The organism is Trinickia camelliae, assembly GCF_053525655.1.
In genome coordinates this window covers 87,598-102,633 of the sequence record NZ_JBCHAA010000012.1, presented here as the reverse complement: position 1 = coordinate 102,633, position 15,036 = coordinate 87,598, and the positions used below count along the sequence as shown (strand labels likewise).

The 15,036-nt window shown below is 64.8% G+C and carries 15 protein-coding genes; 3 read left to right on the top strand and 12 right to left on the bottom strand.

Annotated elements, in window-relative coordinates:
• The first annotated feature begins 169 nt into the window (after positions 1–169).
• Positions 170–556 carry a lactoylglutathione lyase gene (gene gloA, locus AAHK20_RS20205; RefSeq protein ID WP_449183287.1) on the top strand — a complete coding sequence of 129 codons (387 nt, stop codon included), beginning with the start codon at positions 170–172 and terminating at the stop codon, positions 554–556.
• 16 nt (positions 557–572) lie between these two features.
• On the opposite strand, the gene AAHK20_RS20200 is transcribed toward gloA, so the two are convergent.
• From AAHK20_RS20200 to AAHK20_RS20170, 7 genes are all read right to left on the bottom strand, one after another.
• Complete coding sequence (locus AAHK20_RS20200; protein ID WP_449183286.1) at positions 573–1,439, bottom strand: M48 family metallopeptidase; 867 nt, start codon at positions 1,437–1,439, stop codon at positions 573–575.
• A 45-nt stretch (positions 1,440–1,484) separates the two neighbouring features.
• Positions 1,485–2,243, bottom strand: coding sequence for a lysophospholipid acyltransferase family protein (locus AAHK20_RS20195; RefSeq protein WP_449183285.1), 759 nt, complete (start codon positions 2,241–2,243; stop codon positions 1,485–1,487).
• A gap of 48 nt (positions 2,244–2,291) precedes the next feature.
• On the bottom strand, positions 2,292–2,855 hold the full coding sequence (gene gmhB, locus AAHK20_RS20190; RefSeq protein WP_449183284.1) for a D-glycero-beta-D-manno-heptose 1,7-bisphosphate 7-phosphatase: 564 nt from the start codon (positions 2,853–2,855) through the stop codon (positions 2,292–2,294).
• A 10-nt stretch (positions 2,856–2,865) separates the two neighbouring features.
• Positions 2,866–5,001: a glycine--tRNA ligase subunit beta gene (gene glyS, locus AAHK20_RS20185; protein WP_449183283.1), complete on the bottom strand. Its 2,136-nt coding sequence runs from the start codon at positions 4,999–5,001 to the stop codon at positions 2,866–2,868.
• 15 nt (positions 5,002–5,016) lie between these two features.
• The gene (gene glyQ / locus AAHK20_RS20180) at positions 5,017–6,024 is read right to left on the bottom strand and encodes a glycine--tRNA ligase subunit alpha (protein ID WP_449183282.1); all 1,008 of its coding nucleotides are present in this window, start codon (positions 6,022–6,024) and stop codon (positions 5,017–5,019) included.
• 191 nt (positions 6,025–6,215) lie between these two features.
• On the bottom strand, positions 6,216–7,940 hold the full coding sequence (gene lnt, locus AAHK20_RS20175; RefSeq protein ID WP_449183281.1) for an apolipoprotein N-acyltransferase: 1,725 nt from the start codon (positions 7,938–7,940) through the stop codon (positions 6,216–6,218).
• Positions 7,941–8,036: 96 nt separating this feature from the next.
• A complete protein-coding gene (locus AAHK20_RS20170) occupies positions 8,037–8,930 on the bottom strand; it encodes a CorC family transporter (protein ID WP_449183280.1) in 894 nt (297 codons plus the stop codon).
• A 258-nt stretch (positions 8,931–9,188) separates the two neighbouring features.
• Between AAHK20_RS20170 and AAHK20_RS20165 the strand changes: the two genes are divergently transcribed.
• Both AAHK20_RS20165 and AAHK20_RS20160 read left to right on the top strand, forming a co-directional pair.
• Complete coding sequence (locus AAHK20_RS20165) at positions 9,189–9,785, top strand: DUF4337 domain-containing protein (protein WP_449183279.1); 597 nt, start codon at positions 9,189–9,191, stop codon at positions 9,783–9,785.
• 163 nt (positions 9,786–9,948) lie between these two features.
• Positions 9,949–10,152, top strand: a complete 204-nt coding sequence (locus AAHK20_RS20160) for a hypothetical protein (RefSeq protein ID WP_449183278.1) — start codon at positions 9,949–9,951, stop codon at positions 10,150–10,152.
• A 54-nt stretch (positions 10,153–10,206) separates the two neighbouring features.
• Here AAHK20_RS20160 and AAHK20_RS20155 read toward each other — a convergent pair whose 3' ends face one another.
• The 5 genes from AAHK20_RS20155 to AAHK20_RS20135 form a co-directional block, all read right to left on the bottom strand.
• Complete coding sequence (locus tag AAHK20_RS20155) at positions 10,207–10,764, bottom strand: gamma-glutamylcyclotransferase (protein ID WP_449183407.1); 558 nt, start codon at positions 10,762–10,764, stop codon at positions 10,207–10,209.
• Positions 10,765–10,917: 153 nt separating this feature from the next.
• Positions 10,918–11,409 (bottom strand): rRNA maturation RNase YbeY, encoded by a 492-nt coding sequence (gene ybeY, locus AAHK20_RS20150; RefSeq protein WP_449183277.1) that lies wholly within the window; start codon positions 11,407–11,409, stop codon positions 10,918–10,920.
• A gap of 67 nt (positions 11,410–11,476) precedes the next feature.
• Positions 11,477–12,547, bottom strand: a complete 1,071-nt coding sequence (locus AAHK20_RS20145; protein ID WP_449183276.1) for a PhoH family protein — start codon at positions 12,545–12,547, stop codon at positions 11,477–11,479.
• 42 nt (positions 12,548–12,589) lie between these two features.
• Positions 12,590–13,960: a tRNA (N6-isopentenyl adenosine(37)-C2)-methylthiotransferase MiaB gene (gene miaB / locus AAHK20_RS20140; protein ID WP_449183275.1), complete on the bottom strand. Its 1,371-nt coding sequence runs from the start codon at positions 13,958–13,960 to the stop codon at positions 12,590–12,592.
• A gap of 105 nt (positions 13,961–14,065) precedes the next feature.
• The gene (locus tag AAHK20_RS20135; protein ID WP_449183274.1) at positions 14,066–15,034 is read right to left on the bottom strand and encodes a LysR family transcriptional regulator; all 969 of its coding nucleotides are present in this window, start codon (positions 15,032–15,034) and stop codon (positions 14,066–14,068) included.
• Positions 15,035–15,036: the final 2 nt, after the last annotated feature.

Below are 15,036 nucleotides of genomic sequence, written 5' to 3'. Positions count from 1 at the left end.
CGAGCCCGGGTGAACGGCCTAGTACGATAGCAAATCGATGCGCGCCTGAGTCAAAGGCCCACCGGTATCAGGGTTGCGTCGCGCGAGATGAGCAACGGTGCGGGTCTCAAGCAGCGCCGCGGCTTTCTTGATACATTCGCTTTTTTGACGAACCGAATCGGAGTGCAAGATGCGTTTGCTTCACACGATGCTGAGAGTCGGCGACATGGATCGCTCGATCGCTTTCTACACCGAACTGCTCGGCATGAAACTGCTGCGCCGCGATGACTATCCCGAAGGCAAGTTCACGCTGGCATTCGTCGGCTACACGGAGGAGAGCGAAGGCGCGGTGCTGGAGCTGACTCACAACTGGGACACGAGCGCCTACGATATCGGCACGGCCTTTGGCCATCTGGCGATCGAGGTCGAGGATGCGTACGCCGCCTGCGAAAAGATCAAGGCCCAAGGCGGAACGGTCGTGCGCGAAGCGGGCCCGATGAAGCACGGCACGACGGTGATCGCCTTCATCACCGATCCCGACGGCTACAAGATCGAGTTCATCCAGAAGAAGCGCTGATCGACGAACTCAGCGCTCAAAGCGCGGGCAGCAGCTCAGGCGGATGATGCTTGAGCGTATGCCGCGCTTCGCGGAACTCGGGGAAGATCGACTCGACCGTTTGCCAGAATCGCGGGCTGTGGTTCATCTCGCGCAAGTGTGCGAGTTCGTGCGCGACAACGTAATCGATGATCGACAGCGGAAAGTGAATCAGCCGCCAGTTGAGCCGGATCTTCCCGTCACTCGAACAACTGCCCCAGCGCGTCGCCGCCGACGATAGCGCATACGCCCTGAAGTTCACCCCGAGCTTGTCCGCGTAGATCGCGAGGCGCTCGCCGAAGAGACGCTTCGCCTCGCCTTGCAGCCAGCCTTGCACGCGGTCCTTGATCTGCTGCTCTTCCGCATGCGCGGGCAGCGGGAGCGCAAGCGTTGCGTGCTCCGCATCGAACGCCAGCGCGCCATGCGGCGACGCGAGCGTAAGGCTCACCGGCTTGCCCAAGTACGGAATCTGCGCGCCTTCCTTCCAGTCGATGCGCGGCAGCGCGCGCTGCTCGACGCGCGTTTGCCATTCGGCGAGCTTGGCGAAAATCCAGCGTTCCTTTTCGACGATCGCCACTTCGATATCGGCGAGCGTGACCCAACGCGGCGCGGTGATCGCGAGACCGCTGCCGTCGATCGAGAAGCCGATCGTGCGGCGCGACGAGCGCTTGAGCCGGTAGTCGAGCGTGCGGCCGTTGATCGTGAGGCGCCGCATGCGCGAGCCGTCAGGCGCGGGCGGTGCTAAGGACGAGGGAGGCTTGGTCGGCGAAGAGGGCGAGTCGGCGGCCGGCTCTCCGAAGAGCGGCAGGTCGAGTTGCCGGCTGTCGAGCGCCGCGGCGGGCCGCGGCGTGGAGGGCTTGTGCATCGATTTTGCTTCGCGCTAAAGCGCGCCGCGAGCGGCGCGGGCGCGTCAGATCCGGGCGGTGGCGGCCGTGCTGGCCGTATCACGGTAGGCGGCGGGATCGATGCGGCGCATTTCCGTTTCGATCCACGATTCGACGCGCGTGTTGACTTCGTCGGGCGTGAGCCCCGTTGTCTCAATCGGCTTGCCGATCGACACCGTGACTATACCCGGATATTTAATGAACGAGTTGCGCGGCCATACGTGTCCCGCATTGTGTGCGATCGGCACGACCGGCACGCCCGCTTCGATAGCAAAACGCGGGCCGCCCGTCTTGTACTTGCCTTGCTTGCCGACTGGAATGCGCGTGCCCTCGGGGAACATGATGACCCACGCGCCTTCGTCCATGCGCAGGCGCCCTTGCTTGATCACGGATACGAACGCGTTCTTGCCTTCCTTGCGGTTGATGTGAACCATCTTGAGCATGCCGAGCGCCCAGCCGAAGAACGGCACGTAAAGCAGTTCGCGCTTGAAGACGTAGCACAGCGGCCGCGGCATCAGCGCCGGAAACGCCAGCGTCTCCCACGCCGATTGATGCTTGGAGAGGAGGACGGCGGGACCGTCAGGCAGGTTTTCGAATCCCTCAATCCGGTAGCGGATGCCGTTCAGATGCCGCACCACCGCGAGCGTCGTGCGGCACCAGCCCACCGCCATCCAGTAGCGCCGGTCCGCGTGCATGAACGGGAACGCGATGAAGCACGCGGTCGCGTACGGCACGGTGAAAACGATGAAGTAGATGAAGAGCAATAGGGAGCGGAGAAAGCGCATCGGTATGACGAAATCGGTGTGACTAGGTGAAAGAAGCGCTGGTCCGCGTCACTCGTGTTCTTCGGAGAGGAAGTCGAGCGCGAACGATTTCAGGTCGTTGTGGATCTTCGTGCCTTCGGGCAGGCCGCCGGCGGCGAGCGTCGCTTTGCCCTTGCCGGTCAGCACCAGATGCGTCGGAAAACCGAGCGCTGCTCCGGCTTGCAAATCGCGCAGCGAATCGCCGACGACCGGCGTGACTTCCGGTGCGATCTCGAAGCGCTCGGCGATCGCCTTCAGCATGCCGGGCTGCGGCTTCCTGCATTCGCAGTTGTCGTCGGCCGTGTGAGGGCAGAAGAACACCGCGTCGATGCGTCCGCCCGCCGCCGCGACGGCCTTCTGCATCTTCACGTGCATCGCGTTGAGCGCGGCCATGTCGAACAGGCCGCGCCCGATGCCCGACTGGTTCGTCGCGACGGCCACGCGGTAGCCGTGCTGATTCAGCCGGGCGATCGCTTCGAGGCTGCCGGGAATTGCGACCCATTCGTCCGGCGATTTGATGAACGCGTCCGAATCGACGTTGATCACGCCGTCGCGATCGAGAATCACCAGCTTCTTGTTTGCGCTCGTAGGCATGTCTTCAGTCTCAGGCCGCGAGTTTGGAGATGTCGGCGACGCAGTTCATCTGGGAGTGCAGTGCGCCGAGCAAGGCCAGACGGTTCGCGCGCAACGCCGGGTCTTCGGCGTTGACCATCACGTCGTTGAAGAAAGTGTCGACCGGATCGCGCAGCGCGGCCAGTGCCGACAGCGCGCGCGTGTAGTCGCGCTGCGCGAGTTGCGACTGGACGTGCGGCGTGACTTGGTCGAGCTGGGCGTTCAACACCTTTTCCGCTTCTTCGACGAGCAGCGAGATCTGCACCGCGCGGTTCGCCTTGTCGCCGGCGGTTGCAGCGGACACCGTTTCCACTTCCGACTTCTTCAGGATATTCGAAATCCGCTTGTTTGCCGCGGCGAGCGCGCTGGCTTCGGGCAAGGCCGCGAATTCGCGCACGGCGTCGAGACGCGCGACGACGTCGTCGAGGCGCGTCGGGTTCAGGCTCAGCACGGCGTCGATTTCGCCCGCCGCGTAGCCGCGCTCGCGCAGGAGGCCGCGCAGGCGGTCCATGAAGAACGCGTAGAGCGCGTCGACCGGATCGGCGACTTGCGACTCGCCCGCAAAGCGCGCGTACGCGACGCGCAGCAGCGAGACGATATCGATAGGCAGCTGCTTTTCGACAAGGATGCGCAGCACGCCGAGCGCGTGGCGGCGCAGCGCGAACGGATCTTTTTCGCCCGTGGGCTGCAAGCCGATGCCCCAGATGCCGACGAGTGTCTCGAGCTTGTCGGCGAGTGCGACGATGGTGCCGGTCGGCGTCGACGGCAGCGCGTCGCCGGAGAAACGCGGCTGGTAGTGCTCGGCGCAGGCGAGTGCGACTTCTTCGTGCTCGCCGTCGTGGCGCGCGTAGTACGTGCCCATCGTGCCTTGCAGCTCGGGGAATTCGCCGACCATGTCGGTCAGCAAATCCGCCTTCGCCAGATGCGCGGCGCGCGCCGCGAGCGTGGCATCGGCGCCCGCGAGCGGGGCGATTTCGCGCGCCAGCGTTTCGACGCGTTCGACACGCTTCAACTGCGAGCCAAGCTTGTTGTGATAGACGACGTTCGCGAGCAGCGGCACGCGCGCGGCGAGCGGCTTCTTCTTGTCCTGCTCGAAGAAGAACTTCGCATCGGCCAGGCGCGGACGCACGACGCGCTCGTTGCCTTCGACGATGTCGCCCGGCGTCGCGGTCGCGATGTTCGAGACGATCAGGAAGCGCGAGCGCAGCTTGCCGGCTTTATCGGTGAGCGCGAAATACTTCTGGTTGGTCTGCATCGTGAGGATCAGGCATTCCTGCGGCACTTGCAGGAACTCGTCCTCGAAACGGCATGCGTACACGACCGGCCATTCGACGAGCGAGGCCACTTCGTCGAGCAGCGAATCGGGCATCACGACTTCATCACCGTCGGCCTGAGCGAGCAATTGCTCGCGAATCGTCTGCTTGCGCTCGCCGAAGTTGGCGATCACGTGGCCCTTCGTGCGCAGCGTCAGAGCGTAGTGATCAGCGTGCAGGATCGCGACGAGCCCTTCCGACAGGAAGCGGTGGCCGAGCGTCGTATCGCCGGCATCGATGCCGAATGCGCTGACGGGCACGACCTTCTCGCCGTGCAGCACGGTCAAGCGCTGCACCGGACGCACGAACTGCACGTTCGCGCCGTCCGGGCGCTGATACGTCATGACCTTCGGGATCGGCAGCTTGTTGATCGAGGTGGCTTCGTCGAGCGCGGCCTGCAGGCCGTCGGCGAGCGTCGCGCCCGGCGCCGCGTAGCGCAGGAAGAACGCTTCGGCCTTGCCGTCCGATGCGCGTTCGAGATCGCTTACCGCGACATCGGGAAACCCGAGCGCCGCGAGCTTTTTCGCGAGCGGGGCAGTGGGCTGGCCGTTCGCATCGAGCGCGACCGACACCGGCAGCACTTTTTCGCGCACTTGCTTTTCCGGCGCGACCTCGCGCACGTTCTTGACGACGACGCCGAGGCGGCGCGGCGTGGCGAAGCTCTCGAACGACGGCTCGCCGTCGATCAGGTCGCGCGCGGCGAGCCGCTCGACGAGGCTCGAGGCAAACGCATCGCCAAGGCGCGCGAGGGCCTTCGGCGGCAGCTCTTCGGTCAGCAGTTCGACGAGCAGGGTGGCTTGATGGGCTTGAGTCATTTCTATGTAATCTCGTCAGTCCTGGTCGATCTTGCGTTCGACTTTGAGCGGCGGCGCCCACGCGGGCATCGCGGCGTCCTGTGCGTCGGTGGTGAGGCCGGGCACGCCGTGCACGGGGTTGCCGAGCATCGGGAAGCCGAGCTTCTCGCGCGAATCGTAGTAAGCCTGCGCGACGAGGCGCGACAGCGCGCGAATGCGGCCGATATACGCCGCGCGTTCCGTTACCGAGATCGCGCCGCGCGCGTCGAGCAGATTGAACGTGTGCGCTGCCTTCAGCACGAGTTCATAGGCGGGCAGTGCGAGCGACGTTTCGATCATCCGCTTCGCTTCCGCTTCGTAGCTCGCGAACTGCGAGAACAGCAGTTCGACGTTCGCGTGTTCGAAGTTGTACGTCGACTGCTCGACTTCGTTCTGGTGATAGACGTCGCCGTAGGTGAGGCGGCGCAGCTCGTTGCCGTTCGGGCCCGCTTCTTCCCACTCGGTCCACACGAGGTCGTAGACGTTCTCGACCTTCTGCAGATACATCGCGAGGCGCTCGAGGCCGTACGTGATTTCGCCGAGCACCGGCTTGCAATCGAGGCCGCCGACTTGCTGGAAGTAGGTGAACTGCGTCACTTCCATGCCGTTCAGCCAGACTTCCCAGCCGAGACCCCACGCGCCGAGCGTTGGGTTTTCCCAGTCGTCTTCGACGAAGCGCACGTCGTTTTGCTTCAGGTCAAAGCCAAGCGCTTCGAGCGAGCCGAGGTACAGGTCGAGGATGTTTTCGGGCGCGGGCTTGAGCACCACTTGATATTGGTAGTAGTGCTGCAGGCGGTTCGGGTTGTCTCCGTAGCGGCCGTCCTTCGGGCGGCGCGACGGCTGGACGTAGGCGGCGCGCCACGGTTCCGGGCCGATGGCGCGCAGAAACGTGTGCACGTGCGACGTGCCGGCGCCGACTTCCATGTCGATCGGCTGGAGCAGCGCGCAACCCTGTTTGTCCCAATAGGATTGCAGCGTCAGGATGATTTGCTGAAACGTAAGCATGTAGTGCCTTCAGGCGGGAAACGGCATGAGGAGCGGCCGCTGAGCCACGCGCTTGAACGCAAGGCGGGCGGCCTGCGCGCATTTTTTGCGCGGCTCGTTGCTAAAACGTTGAATTTTACCGGATTGGTGCGCGATTGCGATTTTTGCGGGTGTGCCCCGGGGCCTGTATTGGGTGTGAGCCGGCCCCGGAGTTAGCTGCGCGCGCTGCCGTTCTTGTCGGCGTTGCCGTTTTTCCGGTCGCGCCCAGGCGAAAACGCGAAGCCGAACGCGAGCAGGATCAGCGACACCGCGAGCACCGTGTTGTTGCCGCTCGTGACGTACGGCGTGTTGCCCGTGGTGCCTTGGACGGTCACGTCGAGCGAGCCGACCGTGAACACCGGCAAGCGGCCAATCACGTTGCCGTGAGCGTCGATGGCCGCGGTCGCGCCCGTGTTGGTCGCGCGCAGCATCGGGCGGCCGGTTTCGAGCGAGCGCATCCGCGCGATTTGCAGGTGCTGGTCGAGCGCGATGGTGTTGCCGAACCATGCGAGGTTCGTCGTGTTGACGAGCACCCCTGCCGGCACTGCGTTGTCGCGCAGCGAGCGGGCGATCTCCTCGCCGAAGATGTCCTCGTAGCAGATGTCGACGTCGACCGGCTGGTTGTGGACCATGAACGGCTTTTGCACCGGCGCGCCGCGCGCGAAGTCGCCAAGCGGGATGCTCATCAGGTTGACGAACCAGCGGAAGCCCCAGGGCACGAACTCGCCGAAGGGCACGAGGTGGTGCTTGTCGTAGCGGAACAGGTCGCGCGAGTTCGGCGTGATGCCGTAGAGGCTGTTCGTGTAGTCGACGACTTGGCCTTCGGGCGTGATCGTGCCGCCGATCGCGCCGAACAGGATCGACGTGCCGGTCGTGTCGGAGAACTGGCGCACCGCGCGCGCGAAGTCTTCGGGCACCTGCTGGACGAGCACGGGGATGGCCGTCTCGGGCGTCACGATCAGGTCGGCGGGCTTCTCGGTGATCATCTGCTGGTACATCGCGATCGCGGCCGAGATGCCGACCGGATCGAATTTCATCTCCTGCCTCACATTGCCTTGCAGCAGCCGCACTGAGAGCGGCGCCTTGGAGGGCAAGGTCCAGGTGACTTGCGAAAGCAGCATGCCGGTTGCCATGACAGCAACCGCGACGACAGCAGGCAAGATGGCGCGGGCCGGACGAACGCGCTGAGGCGCCGAATTGGAGGCCGACTGCGCAGACGCCGCCGCAAGCGGTCCGCCGCGCAATTGTGCGAGCGCTTGCACGACGAGCCCGCCCACCAGCGCAAGCACCCAGCCGACGCCATAAACGCCAGCCACCGGCGCAAAGCCCGCGAGCGGCCCATCGACTTGCGCGTAGCCGCTCGCGAGCCACGGAAAGCCGGTAAACACGGTGCCGCGCAGCCATTCGCCGACCGCCCAGGCGCTCGCGAAGGCGAACGCCCCGTGCCAGGTCGGCGAGAACGGCAGGTCGGAGGTGTTGCCATTGCGGGCGTGCCCCGCACAGAACGACCACAGTCCGGCGGTGAACGCCGGATAGACCGCGAGATACAGCGAAAACAGCACGAGTGCCGCGCCCGCGAGCGGCGCGGCCATGCCGCCGTAGTCGTGCATGCTCACGTAGAGCCACCAGACGCCCGTCACGAAGTTGCCGAAGCCGAACGCGCCGCCGGTCAGCGCGGCGCTTTTCCAGCCGGTCGTGCGCGTGAGCCACGCGTACAGGAACACGAAGATCGCGATTTCGAGCCAGCCGCCGTGCGGCGTCGGGGCAAACGAAAGCGTATTGAGGGCGCCCGCCGCGAGCGCGGCGAGGTAGTGCCACAGCGGCAGCGCACGGCCGCTCGAGTCTGCTGCGGCGGGCGTCACGCCTTGGCGCAGACGGGAGGAAATCGGTTCAGCCATGGGTTCGCGGGTTTGCCCGATGGGCGTCAAGCTGGGTTCAACAAAGCGGCGCGCCCGCCGTGGCCGGGCGCGCTAACGCCGATGCGGCTAGAGGGCTTACGTTTCCACGTGCTGCGCTTCGCGCTCGCGCTGGCCGGCGAGCGGGTCGCGCCGCACGAGCAGCATGTGGATCTGGCGCGCGTCGCCGCGCTGGATTTCGAAGATCAAGTCGTCGAGGCGGACTTTCTCGCCCCGGTGCGGCACGCGCCCGAAATGATGCGTGACGAGCCCGCCGATCGTGTCGACCTCTTCGTCCGAATAGTGCGTGCCGAATGTTTCATTGAATTGTTCGATCTCGGTGAGCGCGCGCACGCGATAGCGGCCGTCCGGCGAGGCGATGATGTTGCCGCTTTCCTCGTCGAAATCGTATTCGTCCTCGATATCGCCGACGATCTGCTCGAGCACGTCCTCGATCGTGATCAGGCCCGCGACGCCGCCGTATTCGTCGACGACGATCGCGATGTGGTTGCGGTTCACGCGGAAGTCGTGCAGCAGCACATTGAGGCGCTTCGACTCGGGGATGAACACCGCGGGGCGCAGCATGCCGCGCACGTCGAACTCTTCTTCGGCGTAGTAGCGCAGCAGGTCTTTCGCGAGCAGCACGCCGATCACGTTGTCGCGATTGCCTTCGTACACGGGGTAGCGCGAGTGCGCTTTTTCGAGCACGAACGGAATGAATTCGTCAGGGCTTTGCTCGATGTTGATCGCGTCCATTTGGGCGCGCGGAACCATGATGTCCCGTGCGCAGAGCTCGGAGACCTGGAACACGCCTTCGATCATCGACAGCGAATCGGCGTCGATCAGATTGCGTTCGTGCGCGTCTTGAAGGATTTCGAGCAGCTCGGCCCGCGAATCGGGCTCGGGCGAGATGAAGTCGGTCAGGCGCTCGAGCAGCGAGCGCTTTTCTTGCGGTTTGTCGGTGTGTCGTCGACTGGGATATGAGTCGTTCATGGTGATGCGCGCGGCGGCGCCGGGCGCGTTGTTGCAGAGAGTTAAGGATACACCAGGCGTATTGCGCGTCCGTGTCGGCTGGGCCGCGGAGGGCGCACGACAGGGGGACCGCTGAGGTGACGGCTCGGTTGAAAACCAAGGTACTTAGGGGCCGCAACAGCTGCCATTCGGAAACGGATCCTGATAAAGTCCCGCGGCAGAGCGGCCGCACAATGGCGCCTGAGCACCCATCCTAACTTATTCTCGCGCGAAGAAAGTATGTCGGACGAATTTGAAGTGCGCGGTCCGCACGATGAAGCCCTCGAGCACCCCGGCCACGGTGGGCACGAAGGGCACGGCGACCCGGACCCGTTTGCCAGCCGCATCGCGGTGATGACCGCGATTCTCGCGACCATCGGCGCCATTTTTTCCTATCAGGGCAGCTCGACCGAGGGACTCGCGCTTTACTACAAGAACGAAGCGGCGATTCGCAAGACCGAGGCGGCGAATCAGTGGAGCTACTACCAGGCGAAGGGCGAGAAAGAGAATCTCGCGGAACTCGGTGCGTCGCTTAGTGCAAGCGATCCGAAAGCTCATGCGAAATTCGCGGCCGACGTCGACAAGTACGTCCAGCAGAAGCAGGAGATTTTCGCCAAGGCGCAGGCGCTGGAAAAATCGGTCGAAGAGGCGGACAAGATGAGTGAGGAGCAGCTGCATCACCATCACCGCTGGGCGCAGGCGACCACGCTTACGCAGATCGCCATCTCGCTGGCGGCGATCACCTTGCTCACGCGGCGGCGGTGGCTGCAGATCGCCGCTTATGGCGTGGCCGGGTTTGGCGCGCTCGTGGGCCTTGCTGCGTTTCTCGGCCTCTGATGATTCGCGTTCGCCCCCGCGCGCCAATTTCGAGCGTTTGGTCGCCTTCATGCGGGCCGTTGGCGTTTTCCATCCCGCTGCCTGCGTATAAATAGAAATAAAACACGCAGGAAAAGCGACCATCACTGCGGCCGTCCGCGGGGGAAGCGTTGCGGAGGAAACCATGGCGACTTTCGTGGTGATGCTGGCCGTTTGTCTCGCGATTCCATTTGGCGGCGGGGCCGCTCAGAACGCGGTGCAGCCACAGCCGCACGAGGCGCAGGCGGTGGCGTTGGAGCAGACCGCGCCGGCTACGACGTTGGCTGGGACGGCAGCGTTGCCGTCGGCTTCGGTGGAGGCAGGCGACAACTCGACGCCAGTCAGGTAGAGATAGCCGCCTGAGCGTGTCCGGCGCTTGGGTTGCGGCAGCAGCGGCCGTGCGTTATCGGCAGCGCTCGAGCAGCGCCTCGAGCGCGCGGTCCGGCATGCCGCTTTCGCGCAGCGCTTCGACGGTACGGCTCACGTAGTCGAGCGTCGTGCCGTAGCGGCCGCGCGCGCAGCCGAGCACGGTCTTGACGACCGTATCGGACAGCTTGCCGGTATAGGTCACCACATCGCGCCGCATCACGAACGACAGCGCCAAGACGCGCTGTCCGTCCGCCAGCGAGCACGGCAGCCACGACGGGCGATACGAGCCCATCGGCATTTCGCGCCGCCAGAGTGCTTCGAGATGGGGCATGGCGCCTGGCGCGGCGAGGCGAAACGCGATGCCGCTGCACGAGCCGCCGCGATCGAGCGCGAGCACGAGGCCGGGCTGCTCGGGCGTGCCGCGATTGACGCGCGACCACAGGTACAGGCCGCGGTGATAGCCGTGAACGCGGGCGCGCACCGCTTCGACGGTCGGCAGCCCCGGATTCCAGATCAGCGAGCCATAGCCGAAGAGCCAGAGATCGCTCGATCTGTCCCAGCCTTGCAGCGTATCGGCGAGCGACGCGGCCATTTCCTCTTCCGACAGATACCGCGCGACGCCGAGCCTCGGCGGATAGCCGGGGCAGGCGGCGAGAAGATCGGGTAGGTCGGGGGCGGGGTGCGAGTCGTTCACGGGAGGCGGGCGGTCGGCTAACGGGGCGGCTATTGGCGGGCGTTCGGATGATTATCGGCCATCGTTCCGCTCGCTCCCATCGTTTTGATAAGGATCCGGAAAACCGAGCGTCGCGAGGATCTCGATTTCGAGCGCTTCCATTTCTTCCGCTTCTTCTTCGACTTCGTGGTCGTAGCCCTGGGCGTGCAGCGTACCGTGCACGATCAGGTGCGCGTAGTGCGCTTCGAGCGGCTTGCCTTGCTCGGCGGCTTCCTTCTCGACCACCGGGCAGCACAGGATCAAGTCGCCCGTGACCGGGTCGTCTTCCGTTTCGGCGTAGGCGAAGGTCAGCACGTTGGTCGCGTAGTCCTTGCCGCGATAGGTGCGGTTGAGCGTGCGGCCTTCGTCGGCGTCGACGAAGCGCACGGCCAGCTCGCCGTCGGCGAAAAGCGCCGCCTTGATCCAGCTTGCGACGGTCGCGCGCGGCAGCAGCGCCTTGTGCTCCGGATAGGCTTTCGCCGCCGGAAATTGCAGGTTGAGCGTCAGTTTGGGCGCGCGGGTCATGCGGTCGGCTTGGTCTGGTTTGGCGGTTGCGCTTTCGTCGCTTTCGTCGTTCTCGTTCGCATGAGGATCAGCGGCCGTCGGGCTGGTGATGCTCTTCCTTGTGCGAGTGCGCGTCGTACGCTTCGACGATGCGCGCGACGAGCGGATGCCGCACCACGTCCGCGCTCGTGAAGCGCGTGAGCGCGATGCCGCGCACGTTCGCGAGCACCTGCTGCGCTTCGATGAGCCCGCTCTTGTGGCCGCGCGGCAAGTCGATCTGCGTCGTGTCGCCGGTCACGACCGCCTTCGAGCCGAAGCCGATACGCGTGAGGAACATCTTCATCTGCTCGGGCGTCGTGTTCTGCGCCTCGTCGAGGATGATGAACGCGTGATTGAGCGTGCGGCCGCGCATGTACGCGAGCGGCGCGATCTCGATCATCTGACGCTCGAACATCTTCGCGGTCTTGTCGAAGCCCATCAGGTCATACAAGGCGTCGTAGAGCGGACGCAAATACGGATCGACCTTTTGCGCGAGGTCACCCGGCAAGAAGCCGAGCCGCTCGCCGGCTTCGACGGCCGGACGCGTGAGCACGATGCGCTTGACCTGGTCGCGCTCGAGCGCGTCGACCGCGCATGCCACGGCGAGGTAGGTCTTGCCGGTGCCCGCGGGCCCGACGCCGAACGTGACGTCGTGCGACACGATCTGCTTGAGGTACTCGCGTTGCGCGGGCGTGCGGCCGCGCAGGTCGGCGCGGCGCGTGTAGAGCTTTGGCCCGAGTTCTTCGAGGTTCTCCTCGTCGCCCACGCTTGCGGGTTCGTCGAACGGATGATCGGGATCGCCGCGGAACCGCACGTCGATTTCGGCGCTGCCGCCGTTCGCGCCCTTGTTGTTGCCGGGGTGGCGCGCTTCGACGAGCGCAAGCTGGATGTCGTCGACCGACAGCGGCTCGCCCGCGCGGTTGTAGAAGTTTTCGAGGGCGCCTAGCGCGATTTTCGCGCCGCGCCCGCGGATTGCGATCCGATGGCCGCGGCGCTGTAGTGTGACATCGAGGGCCTGCTCGATCTGCCGCAGGTTTTCGTCGAGCGGGCCGCAGAGGTTGGCGAGACGCGCGTTGTCTTCGCGCGGTGCGGTGAATTCCAGTGACTGGGCGACTTTCAAGGCGAGGATTCGATCCTTAATGACGTAGCTGCGTTGACTTGCTTAGTGCGTCGATGCCGCGGTTTCCGGCGTGAGCACGAGCTCGCCGCGCAGCGAATGCGGATACCAGTGCACGATCTTCACGTCGATCATCTGGCCGATGAGGCGCGCATGCGAGGCAACGGGCGCCGGGAAATTGACGACGCGGTTGTTCGCGGTGCGTCCGGCGAGCTCGTTCGGGTCTTTGCGCGCGGGGCGTTCGACCAGGATGCGCTGCACCGAGCCGACCATCGATTCGCTGATCTTGTTGACGTTCGCGTCGATGGTCGCTTGCAGATGTTGCAGGCGTTTGAGCTTGACCTCGCGCGGCGTGTCGTCGTGCAGGTTCGCGGCCGGCGTGCCGGGACGCGGGCTGTAGATGAACGAGAAACTCGTGTCGTAGCTCATCTCGTGCACGAGGGCCATCGTCTTGTCGAAGTCTTCGTCGGTTTCGCCGGGGAAGCCGATGATGATGTCCGTCGACAGCGACAGGTCCGGGCGAATCGCGCGCAACTTGCGGATCACCGACTTGTATTCGAGCACGGTGTAGCCGCGCTTCATCGCCATCAGGATGCGGTCGGAGCCGTGCTGCACGGGCAGATGCAGGTGCGAGACGAGCTTCGGCACCTTCGCGTAGGTGTCGATCAGGCGCTGCGTGAATTCCTTCGGGTGCGAAGTGGTGTAGCGAATGCGCTCGATGCCGGGAATCTCGGCGACGTATTCGATCAGCGTCGCGAAATCGGCGATCTCGGTGGCGCCCAAAGTCAGCGCACCACGATACGCGTTCACGTTCTGGCCGAGCAGCGTGACTTCGCGCACGCCTTGATCCGCCAAACCGGCGATTTCGGTGAGCACGTCGTCGAGCGGGCGCGAGACTTCTTCGCCGCGCGTGTACGGCACGACGCAATAGCTGCAGTACTTGCTGCAGCCTTCCATGATCGACACGAATGCGCTCGGGCCATCCACTCGCGCGGGCGGCAGGTGATCGAACTTCTCGATTTCCGGAAACGAAATATCGACTTGCGCGCGGCCGCTCGCACGGCGCGCATCGATCATCTGCGGCAGGCGGTGCAGCGTCTGCGGACCGAACACGAGGTCGACGTACGGCGCCCGCGCGACGATCGACGCGCCTTCCTGGCTCGCGACACAGCCGCCCACGCCGATCAGCAGATTCGGATTCGCCTCTTTGAGCTCGCGCACGCGGCCCAAGTCGGAGAACACTTTTTCCTGCGCTTTTTCCCGCACGGAGCAGGTATTGAAGAGGATGACGTCCGCGTCTTCCGGGGAGTCGGTCTTGATGAGCCCTTCGGCAGCGCCGAGCACGTCGACCATCTTGTCGGAGTCGTACTCGTTCATCTGGCAGCCAAAGGTCTTTACATAAACTTTCTTGGTCATTGAGGTTCGCCGTTCGCAGTGGTTGACCTGGGGGCGTCCGTCGTAAGTGGGGTTGAAAAGAAAAAGGGCGCAAATGTGCGCTGATGAGCCCTCTATTATAGCCTTTCAGACTTTTCGAGCCTTGGCCTCCGGGTGGTGCCCGCGCAGGCTCAACAGCGTTTCCAGCTCGCGCTCCTCGCGTTCGAAGCGCGCGCGCAGGAAGTCCAGCAGCGCGGTCACGCGCGGCGGCTGGTAGCGGTTGCGGTGATAGAACGCGTGCAGCGGCGTGTCGGCCGTGTAGCGCCATTCGGGCAGCACGATTTTCAGGCGGTCGGCGCACAGATCCGCGTCGATGTCCCACATAGATTTCAACGAGATGCCGTAGCCGTTGAGCGTCCAGATGCGCGCGACGGCGCCGTCGTTCGTCTCGCGCGAGGTGTCGAGCGGCGCCGTGTAGTGCTGGATCTCGTCGCCGCGCGCGAAGGTCCATTCGTTGAGCGGCCCGGAGGCGATCACCAGGACGATGCAGGCAAAGCGCGCCAGATCGGCGGGCGTTTCGGGCATGCCGTGCCGTGCGACGTACTCCGGCGACGCGACCAGCACGCGCCGGTTGACGGCGACAGGCCGGGCGACGAGCGAGCTGTCCTCGCGCGGGCCGCCGAAGCGGATCGCGAGGTCGATGTCGTCCTGTAGCAGATTCGACACCGAATCCGACAGCGTCAACGCGAACGTGACCTCGGGGTAGAGCGCGTTGAATTCGTCGAGCCAGCCCATCAGCAGGTTGCGGCCGAAGTCCGAGGTGGTCGAGACCCGGATCTTTCCGCTCACGACGTTGCGCCCCGCGTGCAGGGCGGCTTGCCCGTCGTCGAGCGCCTGCAGCGCTTGCTGGCAATGATTCAGATAGATCCGTCCTTCTTCGGTGAGGCGCAGCTGGCGCGTAGTGCGTTCGAAGAGGCGTGTGCTCAATGCCGCTTCCAGCTTGGAAAGCCGCGCGCTGGCCGCCGCGGGCGTGAGGCCGAGCTTGCGGCCGGCCGCCGAGATACCCCCATGCTGCGCGGCTTCCACGAAAAGCCTGATATCGCCGAGCCGATCCATTC